14 protein-coding genes are annotated in these 14,570 nt (G+C 69.7%); 6 read left to right on the top strand and 8 right to left on the bottom strand.

Going from position 1 to position 14,570, the window contains the following annotated elements; genetic code table 11:
* Positions 1 to 181: 181 nt before the first annotated feature.
* Both QNJ67_18060 and QNJ67_18055 read left to right on the top strand, forming a co-directional pair.
* A complete protein-coding gene (locus tag QNJ67_18060) occupies positions 182 to 1,360 on the top strand; it encodes a Xaa-Pro peptidase family protein (protein MDJ0610887.1) in 1,179 nt (392 codons plus the stop codon).
* A 25-nt stretch (positions 1,361 to 1,385) separates the two neighbouring features.
* Entirely contained in the window at positions 1,386 to 1,883 is a 498-nt protein-coding gene (locus QNJ67_18055) for a hypothetical protein (protein MDJ0610886.1), read from the top strand.
* Between the two features lie 111 nt (positions 1,884 to 1,994).
* Here QNJ67_18055 and QNJ67_18050 read toward each other — a convergent pair whose 3' ends face one another.
* The 3 genes from QNJ67_18050 to QNJ67_18040 all read right to left on the bottom strand — a co-directional run bounded on the left by QNJ67_18050 (position 1,995) and on the right by QNJ67_18040 (position 5,519).
* On the bottom strand, positions 1,995 to 2,468 hold the full coding sequence (locus QNJ67_18050; protein ID MDJ0610885.1) for an OmpA family protein: 474 nt from the start codon (positions 2,466 to 2,468) through the stop codon (positions 1,995 to 1,997).
* 134 nt (positions 2,469 to 2,602) lie between these two features.
* Entirely contained in the window at positions 2,603 to 3,214 is a 612-nt protein-coding gene (locus QNJ67_18045) for a GNAT family N-acetyltransferase (protein MDJ0610884.1), read from the bottom strand.
* Between the two features lie 10 nt (positions 3,215 to 3,224).
* Positions 3,225 to 5,519 (bottom strand): primosomal protein N', encoded by a 2,295-nt coding sequence (locus tag QNJ67_18040; protein ID MDJ0610883.1) that lies wholly within the window; start codon positions 5,517 to 5,519, stop codon positions 3,225 to 3,227.
* A gap of 87 nt (positions 5,520 to 5,606) precedes the next feature.
* Here QNJ67_18040 and fsa point away from each other — a divergent pair, with 87 nt between their 5' ends.
* Genes fsa through QNJ67_18020 form a run of 4 tightly spaced genes read left to right on the top strand, consistent with a single transcriptional unit; the run spans position 5,607 to position 8,608 of the window.
* Positions 5,607 to 6,317, top strand: coding sequence for a fructose-6-phosphate aldolase (fsa, locus tag QNJ67_18035; GenBank protein MDJ0610882.1), 711 nt, complete (start codon positions 5,607 to 5,609; stop codon positions 6,315 to 6,317).
* Positions 6,286 to 7,038 carry a DUF484 family protein gene (locus tag QNJ67_18030; protein MDJ0610881.1) on the top strand — a complete coding sequence of 251 codons (753 nt, stop codon included), beginning with the start codon at positions 6,286 to 6,288 and terminating at the stop codon, positions 7,036 to 7,038. Before fsa ends, QNJ67_18030 begins: the two co-directional genes overlap by 32 nt.
* Complete coding sequence (locus QNJ67_18025) at positions 7,017 to 7,985, top strand: tyrosine recombinase XerC (protein ID MDJ0610880.1); 969 nt, start codon at positions 7,017 to 7,019, stop codon at positions 7,983 to 7,985. Before QNJ67_18030 ends, QNJ67_18025 begins: the two co-directional genes overlap by 22 nt.
* Positions 7,982 to 8,608: a hypothetical protein gene (locus tag QNJ67_18020; GenBank protein MDJ0610879.1), complete on the top strand. Its 627-nt coding sequence runs from the start codon at positions 7,982 to 7,984 to the stop codon at positions 8,606 to 8,608. Before QNJ67_18025 ends, QNJ67_18020 begins: the two co-directional genes overlap by 4 nt.
* Here the strand turns inward: QNJ67_18020 and murI are convergent.
* The 5 genes from murI to QNJ67_17995 all read right to left on the bottom strand — a co-directional run.
* A complete protein-coding gene (gene murI / locus QNJ67_18015) occupies positions 8,549 to 9,469 on the bottom strand; it encodes a glutamate racemase (protein ID MDJ0610878.1) in 921 nt (306 codons plus the stop codon). The genes QNJ67_18020 and murI overlap by 60 nt on opposite strands.
* A gap of 531 nt (positions 9,470 to 10,000) precedes the next feature.
* Positions 10,001 to 11,410, bottom strand: coding sequence for a dihydrolipoyl dehydrogenase (gene lpdA, locus QNJ67_18010; protein MDJ0610877.1), 1,410 nt, complete (start codon positions 11,408 to 11,410; stop codon positions 10,001 to 10,003).
* 102 nt (positions 11,411 to 11,512) lie between these two features.
* The gene (locus QNJ67_18005; GenBank protein ID MDJ0610876.1) at positions 11,513 to 13,066 is read right to left on the bottom strand and encodes a methyltransferase domain-containing protein; all 1,554 of its coding nucleotides are present in this window, start codon (positions 13,064 to 13,066) and stop codon (positions 11,513 to 11,515) included.
* On the bottom strand, positions 13,063 to 14,151 hold the full coding sequence (locus tag QNJ67_18000) for a GNAT family N-acetyltransferase (protein ID MDJ0610875.1): 1,089 nt from the start codon (positions 14,149 to 14,151) through the stop codon (positions 13,063 to 13,065). Before QNJ67_18000 ends, QNJ67_18005 begins: the two co-directional genes overlap by 4 nt.
* A gap of 209 nt (positions 14,152 to 14,360) precedes the next feature.
* A partial coding sequence (locus QNJ67_17995) for a 2-oxo acid dehydrogenase subunit E2 (protein ID MDJ0610874.1) occupies positions 14,361 to 14,570 on the bottom strand: 210 nt, incomplete at its 5' end.

Raw genomic sequence — 14,570 nt, 5'->3', positions numbered from 1 at the left:
TCTGAGCGCGATCCCCTCCCAGAGGCGCAACGGTGGTATCATAGCCGCTCAAGGCGCGCAAGCCGAGTCGCGGCGGATTTCACGGCGCCGAGCGGCCCGGAAAGCCGCGTTCGCCCCAGCGCTTGCGCCGCTTCCGGCGACTTGCAAGAGTGCCGTCGGTTCACCCGGACAAGAGGCGAAGATGACCGAGCCGTCGCGGCCGGCCCGCGGCTTTCCGCGAAGCGAGTTCGAGGCCCGTGCGGCGCGCGCCCAGGCGCTCATGACCGAGGCGGGCCTCGACGGGCTGCTGGTCACGATCAAGGCCAACGTGCGCTACTTCAGCGGCTTCGATTCCCAGTTCTGGGAGAGCCCGACCCGGCCCTGGTTCCTGCTTGTGCCCCGGCAAGGCGCGCCGGTCGCCGTCATCCCCGAGATCGGCGCGCCGGGCATGGCCGCGACCTGGGTCGAGGACATCCGGACCTGGCCGGCCCCGGTGCCCGAGGACGACGGTGTCAGCCTGCTGGCCGCAGCGATCGAGGCGCTGCCGCGCCGCTTCGGCCGGATCGGCGCCGAACTGGGCCCCGAGACCGCGCTGCGCATGCCCGCGGCCGACTTCGAGCGGGTGCGCCGGGCCGTGGCGCCGCGCGAAGTCGCCGACGGCTCCGCCATCATCCGGCGCCTGCGCATGATCAAGTCGCCCGCCGAGATCGCCCGCATCCGGCACATCTGCCAGCTCGCAAGCGACGCCTTCGAGGCGCTGCCGGCCCGTCTCGGCGCCGGCGACAGCGAGCGCGAGGCCTGCCGCAAGCTGCGCCTCGAGCTGATCGGCCGAGGCGCCGACGACACGCCCTACGTCATGGGCGCCTCGGGGCCCGGCGGATACGACAACATCGTCATGGGCCCGACCGACCGGGTGCTCGGTCCCGGCGACCTTCTGATCATCGACACGGGCAGCGTGTTCGACGGCTATTTCTGCGACTTCGACCGCAACTTCGCCTTCGGGCCGCCGGACGATGCCGCGCGCCGCGCCCACGATGTGGTCTATCGAGCGACCGAAGCCGGGATCGCCGCGGCCAGGCCCGGCGCCACGACGACAGAGGTCTGGCGGGCCATGGCCGCGGTGCTCGAGGTCGGCGGCTCGATCGGCAACAACGTCGGCCGCCTCGGTCACGGCCTCGGGCTCGAGATGACCGAGCCGCCGTCGAACCGCCCCGGCGACGACACGCCGATCGAGCCCGGCATGGTGCTGACCATCGAGCCCGGCATGCTCTTCGCCCCCGGCCGGATGATGGTCCACGAGGAGAACCTGGTGGTCACCGAGGACAGCAACGCGCTCTTGACCCGCCGCGCCCCGCCGGAGATGCCGGTGATTCCGATCTGACGGCCCGCAGGACCAGGGGACCGCGATGTCGAATTGTCCAAGACACGGCAGCGGCGACAGGCTCGCCCGGTGGCGCCCGTGGCTCGCCGCCCTTCTGCTGGTGCCGGCGTCAGCCGGTGCGGCGGTGGCGCGGGACCTCTGCGCCGAGATCGCCCCCTTGATCGCCCTGGCGTCAAGCCCCGCGGACCCGGAAAGCCGGGGAGCAAGCAGCGCCGAGGTTGCCAGGCTCGGCGAGGCCTCATGCCGGGTGGTGACCCGGCCGAGCGGCGGCATCTCCTATTGCACCTGGACCTTCCCTTACCGCTCGGACGAAGCCGCGGCGGCCTTCGAAGATTTCGCCGATCAGCTGGAGAGCTGCTTTAAACCCGAGGCGGCACAAGGGGGCGGGCCGGGCGTGAACCACCCCGACAGCTACGCACAGCACCGCTACACCGCCGGGCCTGCGTCGATCAGCCTCTCGCTCAAGGACAAGGCCGCCCTCGACAGCACCTACGTCTCCGTCATCGTCTCAGGCAGGAAGTGACGGAAAGATTCCTACCCGGTTACACGGGCGGGGGCGCGGTTCGGCACAAGAAAACCGGGCGCCGATCCACTCGGCGCCCGGGGTTGTTCGAGGGAAAGGGCTTGCGCCCGGTTACGGCGTCATCACCAGGATTTCGACGCGCCGCTCGCTCTGCCTTTGCGAGTCGGTCAGCAGCTTGCCGATCCAGTCGTCGTCGCCGTAGGCCTGGCCGCGCGCGACGACCTGGTAGGTGTTGTCCTTGAGGCCGGCGCTCTTCAGGAAGTCGGCGACCGCCTCGGCCCGCCGCATGGCGAGCTTCTTGTTGTAGTCCTCGTTGCCGACCCGGTCGGCCATCCCGAGGACGCAGATCTCGGCGCCGGGATTGCCGGCGAAGCGCTCGGCCAGCGCGGTCAGGACCTTCTGGTCTTCCATGCTGATCTCCGAGGAATCGAAGGCGAAGTTGACCACCTTCGGCGATTGAACCTGGCTGCCGGGCATGCGCTTGCAGTCCACGGCCTGGGCCTCGGCGTCCTGAGAAACCAGGAACGACGCGACGGCGAAGGTGGCCAGGACGGCGATAACGCCCGTCTTGATCCTTATCGACATTGGCTTACTCTCCTCTGGGTGCGTTCTTGTTGAGAAAGAGCGCTGCTTCGCCCCACTTGCGAACACTTGCCCCTAAGTTGACGCGGCGCGTTGATTTGAATCAAGCTTTTCCGCGGGCGGGCGATAGCTCGCCGTCACCCTGGCCCGGTGCTTGTCTTGCGCATGGTCACGCGCGGCGTCCAGTTGCGCGGAAGACTCTCTAAGGGCTTGCGGATCACCTGGAATCCGGCGCGGCGGAACAGGGCTTCGGTGCCGAAGTAGGCATTGTCGTCGCCGGTTCGCGCGTCGCCGGCGCGGGGATAGGCCTCGACCGCCGGCGCGCCCTGCTGGAAGGCATAGGCCGCCGCCGCCTCGATCAAGGCGACCGCGACCCCGCGGCCTCGCGCAGTCTTTCGAACCGTGATGCAGGGGATGACCCAGACCTCCAGCTGGTCGACCCGCGGCGTCGCCCGCGATGCGTCCACCCGCCCGAGCTCGCCGCGCGGCGCGACCGCGACCCAGCCGACGGGCTCCTCGCCCTCGAAAGCGAGCAGGCCCGGCGCCCGTGCCCGTCCCGCCAACTTCGCCATGGCGGCCTTCCTGCGGTGGCTGCCAGGGCCCGAACCGGGCAAGGCCTTGATCTCCGCGTCGGTCAGGCGCGGGTGCATGCACCAGCAGCTCCCGCCCCAGCTGCCGCGCACCACGGTGGCGAAGGAATCCAGCAGCGCGGGGGTCAGGGGGCGGAAAGAAAGCGCGATATCGGTCACGACGAGCAACTCAAAGAAAACTATAGGGGTCGATGTCGATCTGCAGGCGGACCTGGCCGGGCAGCTCGAGCGGCGCCAGCCAGGGGCGCAGGACGCCCTGGGGCGCGATGTCGCGGCGGGTGCGGATCAAGAAGCGGCGCCGGTGGCGGCCGCGCAGGATCGCGAAGGGCGCGGGCGCCGGCCCCAGGATGTCGACACCCTCGAGGTGGGGGCGCGTGCGGGCGAGGCGGCGCGCGACCTCGTCGACCTGGCGCGCGTCGGGACCCGAGAGGATCAGTGCGGCGAGGCGCGCGAAGGGCGGCATGCCCGCCAGCTTCCGGCACTCGGCCTCGACCTCGAGGAAGCGGTCACGGGCGTCGGGCGCCTGCGAGGCCAGCGCCTGCATCACCGGATGCTCGGGATCGCTGGTCTGGATCAGCACGCGGCCCGGGCGCTCGGCGCGTCCCGCGCGCCCGGCCACCTGGTGCAGCAGCTGATAGGTGCGCTCGGCTGCCCGCAGGTCGCCGCCGGCCAGCCCCAGGTCGCCGTCGACCACGCCAACCAGGGTGAGCAGGGGGAAGTGGTGGCCCTTGGCGATAATCTGGGTGCCGATCAGGAGATCGACCTCGCGCGCCTGGATCTGCTCGATCAGGGCCTGGGCCGCCGCCGGCCCCGACAGGCTGTCGCTCGAGACCAGCAGGCTGCGCGCCTCGGGAAACAGCAGCGCCACCTCTTCGGAAAGACGCTCGATACCGGGGCCGCAGGCCGCCATGCTGCCTTCGGCACCGCAGTTCTCACAGGTCTGGGGCGCCGGCGCCCAGTAGCCGCAATGGTGGCACTGCAGGCGGCCCGCCAGGCGGTGCTCGACCAGCCAGGCGGTGCAGTTCGGGCAGCCGAGGCGGTGGCCGCAGGCGCGGCACAGGGTGAGCGGCGCGAAGCCGCGGCGGTTGAGGAAAAGCAGCACCTGCTCGCCGGCGGCAAGGGTCTCGGCAACCGCCTGGCGCAGCGCCTTGGAGAGCCAGCTCTGGTGCGCCCCGGGCGGCGCCCCTTCCGGCGTCTCGAGGCGCGGCGGCGGGTCCTTGCGCAGGTCGATCAGCGTGACCGCCGGCAGCTCGGCGGCGCCGTGGCGCGACGGCAGGTGGACGCTGGCGTAGCGCCCGGTCCTGACGTTGGTGACGGTCTCCAGCGAAGGCGTCGCCGAGACCAGGACCACCGGGCGGTTCAGGGTGCGGGCCCGGACCACGGCCATGTCCCGGGCGTGGTAGATGACGCCGTCCTCCTGCTTGAAGGCGGCGTCGTGCTCCTCGTCGACCACGATCAGGCCGAGCTCCGGGAAGGGCAGGAAGAGCGACGAGCGCGCGCCGACCACGATGCGCGCCTCGCCCAGCGCAACCGCGCGCCAGGTGCGCCGCCGCTCGGCGGCCGAGAGGTCCGAGTGCCACGCCGCCGGCAGGGCGTCGAAGCGGCTCTTGAAGCGCTCCAGCCACTGGCCGGTCAGCGCGATCTCGGGCAGCAGCACCAGAACCTGGCGGCCGGCCGCCAGCGCGCCCGCGATGGCCTCGAAGTAGACCTCGGTCTTGCCGGCGCCGGTGACGCCGTCCAGCAGGGTGACCGAGAAACCGCCGTCGAGTCGGCCGGCGATCTCGGCCACGGCCGCCTGCTGATCGGGCGAGAGGCGCGCGCCCGGGCGGCGCCAGTCCGGCGTCTCGAAGCGCGAGGGCTGCGGCAGGGCGACCGGCTCGAGCGCGCCCGCCGCGGCGAGGCCCTTGACCACGCCCGTGCCGACGCCCGCCGCCCGCGCCAGCTCGGCGGCCGGCCGCGCCGGACCTTCGGCCAGGACCGCGAGCACGCGGCGCCGGTGCGGCGTCAGGCGCAGGCCGGCGGGAGCGGCGCCCGGGGCGAGGCGGTAGGCGGTGACCGGCTTCGGCGGCTCGAGCGCGGCCGGCACGCTGAGCGCCATGCGCAGCACCGCGCCCGGCGGCGCCATGGTGTAGTCGGCGACCCAGTCGACGAAGCGCCGCTCGGCCTCGGGCAGGGCCGGCAGGTCGACCACCTCGGCGACCTCGCGCAGCCGCGACGCCGCGACCCCCGGCGCCGCGGGGTCGGGGTCCCAGACCACGCCCGGCACCTCGCGCCGGCCGAGCGGGACCTTGACGATCTGGCCCGGGGCGAGGGCGGGCCCCGCCGGAGCGGCATAGTCGTAGGGCCCCGGCAGCGGCAGTGGCAGCAGGACCGAAACGCGCGCCGGCTCGTCCGAAACGCGCTCCGGAGCCAGGTCGGGGCCGCCCGGCAGCGGACGGGCGAAGCTGGCGCGGCGCGGTGGCATGGGATACAATGTAACCAAGCTCGGGGCCGCGGCCCAGAGCCGCCGCCATGGTAAACCCGCCGCCGTTCGAGGAGCTTACGCAACAGGATGAAATTCTTTGTCGATACCGCCGATGTCGACGAGATCCGCGACCTGGCCGCGACGGGTCTGCTCGACGGGGTCACGACGAATCCCTCCCTTGTCGCCAAGACCGGCCGCGACTTCGTGACCGTGCTGAAGGAGGTCTGCGCCCTGGTGCCGGGCCCGATCAGCGCCGAAGTCACGGCGACCGAGCCGGACGCCATGCTCGAGGAAGGGCGCCATCTGGCCGGCGTGGCCGACAACATCGTGATCAAGGTGCCGCTGACGCCGAACGGGCTGAAGGCCTGCAAGACGCTCTCCGGGGAAGGCATCAAGGTCAACGTCACGCTGTGCTTCTCGGCGGCGCAGGCGATCCTCGCGGCCAAGGCGGGCGCGAGCTACATCTCGCCCTTCGTCGGACGGCTCGACGACGTCGGCACCGACGGGCTGCAGCTGATCGCCGATATCGTGCAGATCTACGAGTCCTACCCGGCTTTCTCGACCGAGGTGCTGGTCGCCTCGGTGCGCCACCCGATCCACGTGGTCGAGGCGGCGAAGCTGGGCGCCCACGTCGCCACCATCCCGCCCGGGGTCCTGCGCGCGATGTTCAAGCATCCGCTGACCGACAAGGGCCTGGACGCCTTCCTGGCGGACTGGGCGAAAACCGGGCAGAGCATCCTGAACCCGGCGGAGGAATCTGCGAGCGATGCGACGGAACCGGCCAGACGCCGCGCCTGAGGGCAGCGCCGGGCGGCCGGCCGAGGATGCGGCGCCGGCGCGCGAGCCGACCGCCGCGCAGGTCGCCAACTTTCTGCGTCGGAACCCGAACTTTCTGGCCGAGCAGCCAGACCTGCTGACCGAGCTCATGCCGCCGGCCCGGGTCCAGGGCGACGGCGTGGTTGACCTTCAGCAGGTCATGGTCGAGCGGCTGCGCGAGAAGGTCGAGTCCATGACCAAGGCGCGCGACGCCCTGGTACACGCCGGACGCAGCAACATGGCGGCGCAGAACCGGGTGCATACGGCGATCCTGGCGCTGCTCGGCGCGCGCTCCTTCGAGCACCTGATCGAGACCTGCACCACGGACCTGGCGGTGGTTCTCAATCTCGACGCCGTCACCCTGGGCGTCGAGCGGCAGACCAGCGACGTGCCGCCGCTGCGCCTCGGCGGCCTGTGCCAGCTCGAGCCCGATACGGTGGATTCCCTGATCGGTCGGGGGCGCAAGCTGATCCTGCACGGCGATATCGAGGGCAGCCCCACGGTCTTCGGCAAGGCGGCCGGCCTGGTCGCCTCGCAGGCGCTGATCCGGCTTGAAATCAGCCCGCAGACGCCGCCCGCCCTGCTGGCGCTGGGGTCGCGGCGCGCGGACCAGTTCCATCCGGGGCAGGGCACCGAACTTCTGGCCTTTCTGGCGGCCGCCCTGGAGCAGTGCATCCGGGCATGGTTGAACATTCCGGGATAACCCAGACAGCTCTGGATGATCGGGTACACGAGGCCCTGCTGGCTTGGCGGTCCTGGCTGGCCGACCAGAAGCGCGCGGCGCCCAACACCTGCAACGCCTATACCCGTGACGCCTGGGACTTCCTGGCCTTCCTGGCGCCGCATTTGGGCGGCCCGGTCGATCTCGAGGCCCTGTCGAATCTGAAGGCAGCCGACTTTCGCGCCTGGCTGGCCGCGCGCGCGGGACGCGGAGTCGGGCGGAGCTCCAACGCGCGGGCGCTCTCGGTTCTGCGCAGCCTGTTCCGCTGGCTGAAACAGCAGGGTCTGGCCGACAACGCGGCGCTCGCCTCGGTCGCCTCGCCCAAGCTGCCGCGCGCCGTGCCCCGGGCGCTGAGCGCCGAGGAGGCGGAGGACTGCCTTGACGCAGTGACCGACCTGGCGGGCCAGGGCTGGTCGTCCAAGCGCGATCTCGCGGTCCTGCTGCTGCTCTACGGCGCGGGCCTGCGGATCGGCGAGGCGCTTTCGCTCAGGCGACGGGACGCGCCCCGGCCCGGCCAGGAGGCCCTGGTGATCACCGGCAAGGGCGGCAAGCAGCGGCTGGTGCCGCTGCTGCCCGTGGTGATCGGGGCGATCGACGACTACGTCGCGGCCTGCCCCTACCGGCTGCCGGACGAGGGGCCGCTGTTCCTCGGCGCGCGGGGCGGCGCCCTGGGCGCGCGGCGTGTGCAGGCGCTCATGGCCGATCTCCGCGCCTGGCTCGGCCTGCCTCCCGGCGCCACGCCCCACGCCTTGCGCCACAGCTTCGCGACCCATTTGCTGGCCGGCGGCGGGGACCTCAGGACGATCCAGGAGCTTCTCGGGCACGCCTCCCTGTCAACCACCCAGCGCTACACGGCGGTTGACACGGCGTCGCTGCTCTCGGTCTACCGCCGCAGCCACCCGAGGGCGGAGCAGGACCGGAAACCATGACTCTGTCGGGCAGACAGGCCCTGATGCGGCTGCGCCGCAACCGGCCCGAAGGCGAAGCGGCCCGGCCGAGCTTCGTGCCACCGCCGGAAGAGCAGGGCCCGGCGGAAGCGGGCGACGGCCTTCGGCTCAGGCCCATGGCGCTCGGGCAGGTCGCCGAGGCGGCGATCGCCCGCAGCAGGGAAGCCGGTGGCACGACCCGCGACCAGTGCGAAGCGGCTTTTCGCGCCCTGCTGGAGAGCGAGCCCTGCCTGCCGGTCGCCAGCGCCCAGCGGCTGATCGACGAGGCCCTGACGCGTCAGGGGCGCAGGCGTTCGGCGCTGGCCACCTTGCCGATCGCGGTGACTCTCTGGGTCGCCTTCGCCACGCTTCTCGCCGTGCTGGCCTCGGCGGCGGCCTTTCCCCTGGCGATCGCCGTCGCGCTGCACTGGTGGGCGCCGGTCGGGCCCTCGACGCTCAGTCCGCTCAGCATGATCCTGGTGTTCACCCTGCCGCTCGCCCTGGTCGGCTTCATCGTACTGGCCTGGCGCGCGTACCTGGCCCGCCGCCCGGCCGAGGCGGCCGCCCTAGCTTGCCTGCCGCTGGTCTATATCGCCGGGACCGCGGCCAGCATGGCCCTGCCATGAGACCGAGAGCTCGCGGAACCCGGGCGCACCCCAGAGGGCCCGCTCGGCGAGGAAACGGCGCGCGGCCGAGTCGGCGGCCGGTCCGCGGCCGGTGGTAAGCAGATCGAGGCCGCCGCTGCCGGGGTCGGCGAACTCCGGGTGGCGAAGCAGGTAGGCCGCGAGGCTCTCGGCGACCAGCGCCGGCTGGGACAGGATCCGGGTGGTCGCGGGCAGGCAGGCGGTGAAGAGCTCCTCGACCAACGGATAGTGGGTACAGCCCAGGATAACGGCGTCCGGCCGACCCTTGGGCGTGCGTTCGCAGAGGGCGGCGGCGTAGCCCTCGACCACGCGGCGGATCTCCTGCGCCGGCGCCCCCGACTCGATCTTGCCGACGAGATCGGGGCAGGCCTGCTGGAACACGGTAATGGCCGGCGCCCGTCGCTCGATCTCGTGCCGGTAGGCGCCGCTCTCCACGGTCCGCCGGGTGGCGAAGACGCCGACGTCGAGCGCGCGGCCGCCGATTTCAAGGGGCTCGGCAGGGTGGTCGCGCCGCCAGGGCACTTCGGTGATCGCCTCGACCACCGGGACCAGCACGCCCAGGACCCGGCGGTCCGGATAGGCGCCCGGCAGCCACTCCTGCTGGAGCCGGCGCAGGGCGACGGCGGCGGCCGTGTTGCAGGCCAGCACGACCAGGCGGCAGCCGCGACGGAACAGGGTCTCGACATGCTCCACCGTCAGCTCGAAGAGCTCGCTCTCCGAGCGGCCGCCGTAGGGCGCCCTCTCGTGATCGCCCAGGTAGACGAATTCCTCCTCGGGAAGACGGCGCACCAGCGCCGCCAGCACTGTCAAGCCGCCGCTGCCCGAATCGAAGACTCCGATCATCCTGTCCGGCTCCCGCTTCCTTCCCGTCCGGCGCCGCGATGACAGCGCGCGACCGTGGCGGGGAGAAGTTCGAATAGAGGTAGGATTACGGCAGCGGGGCTACGAAATGCTGAATCTGGGCATCTTGAACACGGCCTTGCCACAGGCGGCGCCGGCCATTCCATGGTCCGGGCAGGTCTGGTGGGAGGAGAGCGGTGCGGGTTCCAGCGAGCTTAGTATGAAAGAAGGCCCTATGGAGGAACCCTCGGCAGAGTATTGCCTTGATCGCCGCCGCCGTGGAACCCACACCAATGATTTTGTAACAGGGCTCCTATCGGGCCTTTGTGACTTATGTCACAGATCGGCGCTTTTTTTGACACAGGGCCCCTAGCAGGACGATGAAAAGGCCTGGAGTCCTTGATCACGGTCATCCTTCGACAAGCTCAGGATGAGGGTAAGTGCTTGAAACATTTCGCCCTCACCCTGAGCTTGTCGAAGGGTGATGATCCCGACTGAGCACTTTGTCAGCAGCCTGCTAGAGCTGATCCGGAGCTAGATGTGGATGGCCCGCTTGTCCACGGCGAGCGCCGCCTCCTTGACCGCCTCGCCCATCCCGGGGTGGGAGTGGACCGTCCGGGCGATATCCTCCGAGCTGGCCCCGAACTCCATGGCGATCACCGCCTCCGCCAGAATGTCGCCGGCCAGGGGCCCGACGATATGGACGCCCAGGACCTTGTCGCTCCGGGCGTCGGCCAGGATCTTGACCAGGCCGTCGGTCTCGGCGTTGGCCCGGGCCCTGCTGTTGGCGGTGAAGGGGAACTTGCCGACCTTGTAGTCGACCCCCGCCTCCTTGAGCTGCTCTTCGGTCTGGCCGACGCCGGCGACCTCGGGCCAGGTGTAGACCACCCCGGGCACCAGGTTGTAGTCGACGTGGCCGCTCTGTCCCGCCAGCATCTCGGCGCAGACGACACCGTCCTCCTCGGCCTTGTGGGCGAGCATGGGGCCCGGCACGCAGTCGCCGATGGCGTAGATTCCCGGCACCGAGGTCTGGTAGCGCTCGTCGACCCGAATGAAGCCGCGGTTGTCCTTGGCGACGCCGAGCGCCTCGAGGCCGAGGCCCTCGGTGAAAGGGCGGCGGCCGATCGCGACCAGCACGACGGAGGCGGCCAGCTCCTGCGCCTCCCCGCCCTTGACCGGCTCGACCGAGAGCGTGACCCCGGATTTGTTGGTCTTGCCGCCGGTGACCTTCATGCCGAGCTTGAAGTCGAGCCCCTGCTTCTTCAGGACGCGCTGGGTCTGCTTGGCGATCTCGTCGTCCATGCCGGGCAGGATGCGGTCGAGGAACTCGACCACGGTCACCTTGGCGCCGAGCCGCGACCAGACCGACCCGAGCTCGAGCCCGATCACCCCGGCGCCGATCACGATCAGATTCTCCGGCACCTTGCCGAGCTCCAGCGCGCCGGTCGAGGTCACCACGGACTTCTCGTCGATCTCGATGCCCGGCAGGGGCGTGGACTCGGAGCCGGTGGCGATCAGGATGTTCTTGGCCTTGAGCGTCTCCTCGCCGCCCTCGCTGAGCGCGACCTTGACCTCGCCGGCTGCCGGGATAGAGCCGAAGCCCTTCACGTAGTCGATCTTGTTCTTCTTGAACAGGAACTCGATGCCCTTGGTCAGGTCGTCGACCACCTTGACCTTGCGGCTCATCATGCCCTTGAGATCGAGCGTGATCTTGCCGAGCTTGATGCCGTGATCGGCGAAGTGGTGCTGCGCGTCGGCGAACTTCTCGGACGATTGCAGGAGCGCCTTGGAGGGAATGCAGCCGACGTTGAGGCAGGTCCCGCCGAGCCGCCCGCGCGATTCGACGCAGGCCGTCTTGAGGCCGAGCTGCGCGGCGCGGATCGCGGCGACGTAGCCGCCCGGCCCGCCGCCGATCACCACCAGGTCATAGGTCCGATCGCTCATGTCCTGTCGTCCGGAGAAGTTTCGCGAGGAAGCTCGCGCACCATGCCGCAAGTGCGTGATCAGGACAAGGCGCCACCCCTAGAGCGCGCGGGGAAGCCCCGCCTACTTGACGGCCCGGACCAGCATGGCCTGGCCCTCGTAGGCGTCGTTCCGCCTGTGGGTGATCTCGGAGAACCCGGCCTCGCGCAGCAGCTCCGAGAGCTGCCCAAGGTCCATCTGGTAGAGCATCGACCCCAAGCGGAAGCGGTTGACGTCGAGCACGTGCTGATAGGCCTCCTTGACCTGGTCGAACTGGCCGTTGCGGACCAGATCCTCCCGGATGCGTTCGAACAGCACCTCGAGATCGGTGTCGCGCTTCGGGCCGCTGATTCTCACGTCGCCGCCCGGCTTGAGGACGCGAAGCACCTCGCGCAGGCAGGCGAGCGGGTCGCTCAGGCTGTAGAGAACGTTGTTCATGATCGCGCTGTCGAAGTAGTCGTCCTGGAAGCCGAAGAGCGACGTCACGTCCTGCTTCACGGGAATCACGCCGGGTCCCTCGTCGTCGTCCCGCAGGCTGCCCTCGCATTTCGCGCAGAGCAGGTCGAACATGGCGTAGTTGTTCTCGAGCGCGTAGATCGTCGTATCGGGCGCCCGGTCCAGGAGCCGCACCGTCAGGTTGCCGGTGCCGGCGCCCAGATCTATCACGCGGCTGCCGGGCTCGATCGCCGGCAGGCCGCCGCGTTCGCCCAGCATGTCGGCGAGCAGCCCGTTGTAGACCTCGGTGTTGCTAAGGACGAGATCGTAGGTCAGCGCATACTCGGACCAGAGCTGCTCGTGTCCGAGCACACGGATCAGATCGTGGCGGAATTTCACGGCCTCGCCCTCGACCCAGAACTTGGGCGAGATAATGATCAGCCAGCCGATGCACTCGCCATCGTCGCCCGGCAGCCGGTAGGCGCGCTTCTTGCCGGAGATCTTGCCGTAGCGCCGACTGGTGAACTCGATCGTCTCGACATCGACCGCCGGCAGTTTCGTCTCGTCACCAAAACGGGCGATGCCGTGATCGACCACGGTTTCGTAGTTGTCGAGGAAATAGGTCCACTCGAGCACGCCGTGACCGCGCCGCCCCTCCATGGTGCGATCGAAGGCGAGCGAGAAGGCCTCGTTCCAGTCGACGATGCGGAACTTCCGGTCGAGCAGGTACATCGGCGCCATGCGGTCGGCGATCGGCACGGACTTGACCGCCAGTCGGTCGCGCAGGATCTCGTAGGCCGGCGCGTTCTCGCCGGGGATCGCGCGCTCCTTGACGTAGGCCTCGCGCTGCGCGACCTCGTCCTCCTCGAGGGTCCGGACCGGCGTGGCTTCGCGGATCTCGACCGAACGCCGCAGGTACTGCTCGGCCGAGAACTCCGCGTTGGCCGTCATCTTGCCGAGGGCGAAGCTGCCCTTCTTCAGGCGCATGCCCTGCGCGACGGCCACGCCGAGACCCAGCACGACCACGCTGCACCCCAGGAAAGCCAGTACCTTGCCGAGCGAGTCCTCCTGGTAGATGGCGATGTAGATCGCGACGACGCTCAGCAGGACACCGGCAGAGAGAATGCCGATGCCGAGCCGCTTGGCGAAGGATCGCGGAGAGACGCCGAGCGTCCCCGGGCCGGACAGCGCGTGCTCGGTCATGCATGCACCTCTCTAGGCTTTGCCGGCGAGAGCCATCGCTGCATGGCGATCGCCGGCACGCCGATGTCGGTGAAGGAGTCGCAATTCAGCTGATCGAGCTTGCGGAAGCCGCAGGTTTCGTAGAATTGCCTGTGATTCTCCAAGCAGCCGAGAAAGAGCACGGCGATCCGCTTCTCCTCGGCCATGGCGACCAGGGTGTCGACCAGCGCCTCGCCGATGCCCTGCTTGCGGTGCTCCGGCGCGACGATGACCCGGCTGACCTCGGCGTTGGTGATGTTGTTGACCACCAGTTCCCTGAAGTGCCGCCGGTAGGCCCGGAACGAGGAGAGGATGTCGTAGGGATCCTCGATCCTCTCCGGATAGTTGAAGTTCCGATAGGCGATGCGGTCGTTCTTCTCCCAGATCATCTTGCGGATCAGCTTCGCGTAGCGCGGGACCTCGCGGCCGACCACGTTGACCAGCCGAGCGCAGCCGATCATTCGGCCGCCCGGCAGGAAGGCGCCGACCGGGCGGGACATGCGGTCCGTGAAGCTGACGTCCCAGCGCACCGTGGTCTGGTCGTCGTCGGGGTAGTCACGGCTCGCCGGGATGTATCCCATCTCCCGATAGACCTGATAACGCAGCCGAAAATAGGATTCGAGCTCGCTCTCTGTTTCCAGCTCGCGGATCGCGACCTGCTCGCGGGCGGCCAGCCGCACCACGGCCTTGCGTATCGCGTGCCGCGGGTCCTCAGCGGTCACGAAAATTGTACTCTGGCAGGGTGCCGCCGAGGGATAGGACCGGGTCCGGCGCTCGGCCGAGGGCGAGCGGATTACCACCGAAAGCCGGCGCGCCGCGATCTCGTCAGGGTCGAGCACCTGATAGACCTCCGGCTCGCCGAAACCGAGGGCGACGAAGATACGGCTGTCTGGATGGCTGCGCAGATCGTCCGCCGCGCTGGTCAGGCTGTCGGTCTCGTAGACCCGGCCGACCAAGCCGCTGAAATGCGGGTTGGGCGGCTCGGAGCGCCACTTCTTGATGGCCGGAACGAGATGCCTGTCTTCCGGGCCGTTGGTCACCAGGGCGATATCGACGGACGGCGCCATCACGCAATCTCCGGGCGAGGCTGCCCGCGTGAGCGAGATCTGTCCGAAGCGCTGCGGTCTCGATCTTATCGGCGACGGCCGCTTGCTCAGGCCAGCCTCGGCTGCGGGACACCTGCAAAGTAACTAGCACATCCCGGGAGGCTAGTCGCCTTAATCTAGATTCGTTGTGGCTTTTACCACTCTCGGTGAGATTGCGCCGAAGCCGGCCGCTACATGTCGAGCAGCAGGCGCTCGGGATCCTCGATCGCCTCCTTGACGCGGACCAGGAAGGTGACCGCCTCGCGACCGTCGATGATCCGGTGATCGTAGCTGAGCGCCAGGTACATGACCGGCCGCGCCTCGATCTTGCCGTCCTCGACCACCATGGGCCGCTGCTGGATCTTGTGCAGGCCCAGGATGCCCGACTGGGGCATGTTGAG

The organism is Kiloniellales bacterium (assembly GCA_030064845.1).
GTDB lineage: Bacteria > Pseudomonadota > Alphaproteobacteria > Kiloniellales > JAKSDN01 > JASJEC01.
Note: the sequence above shows the minus strand (reverse complement) of the source record. Positions and strands in the feature narration are given on the sequence as shown.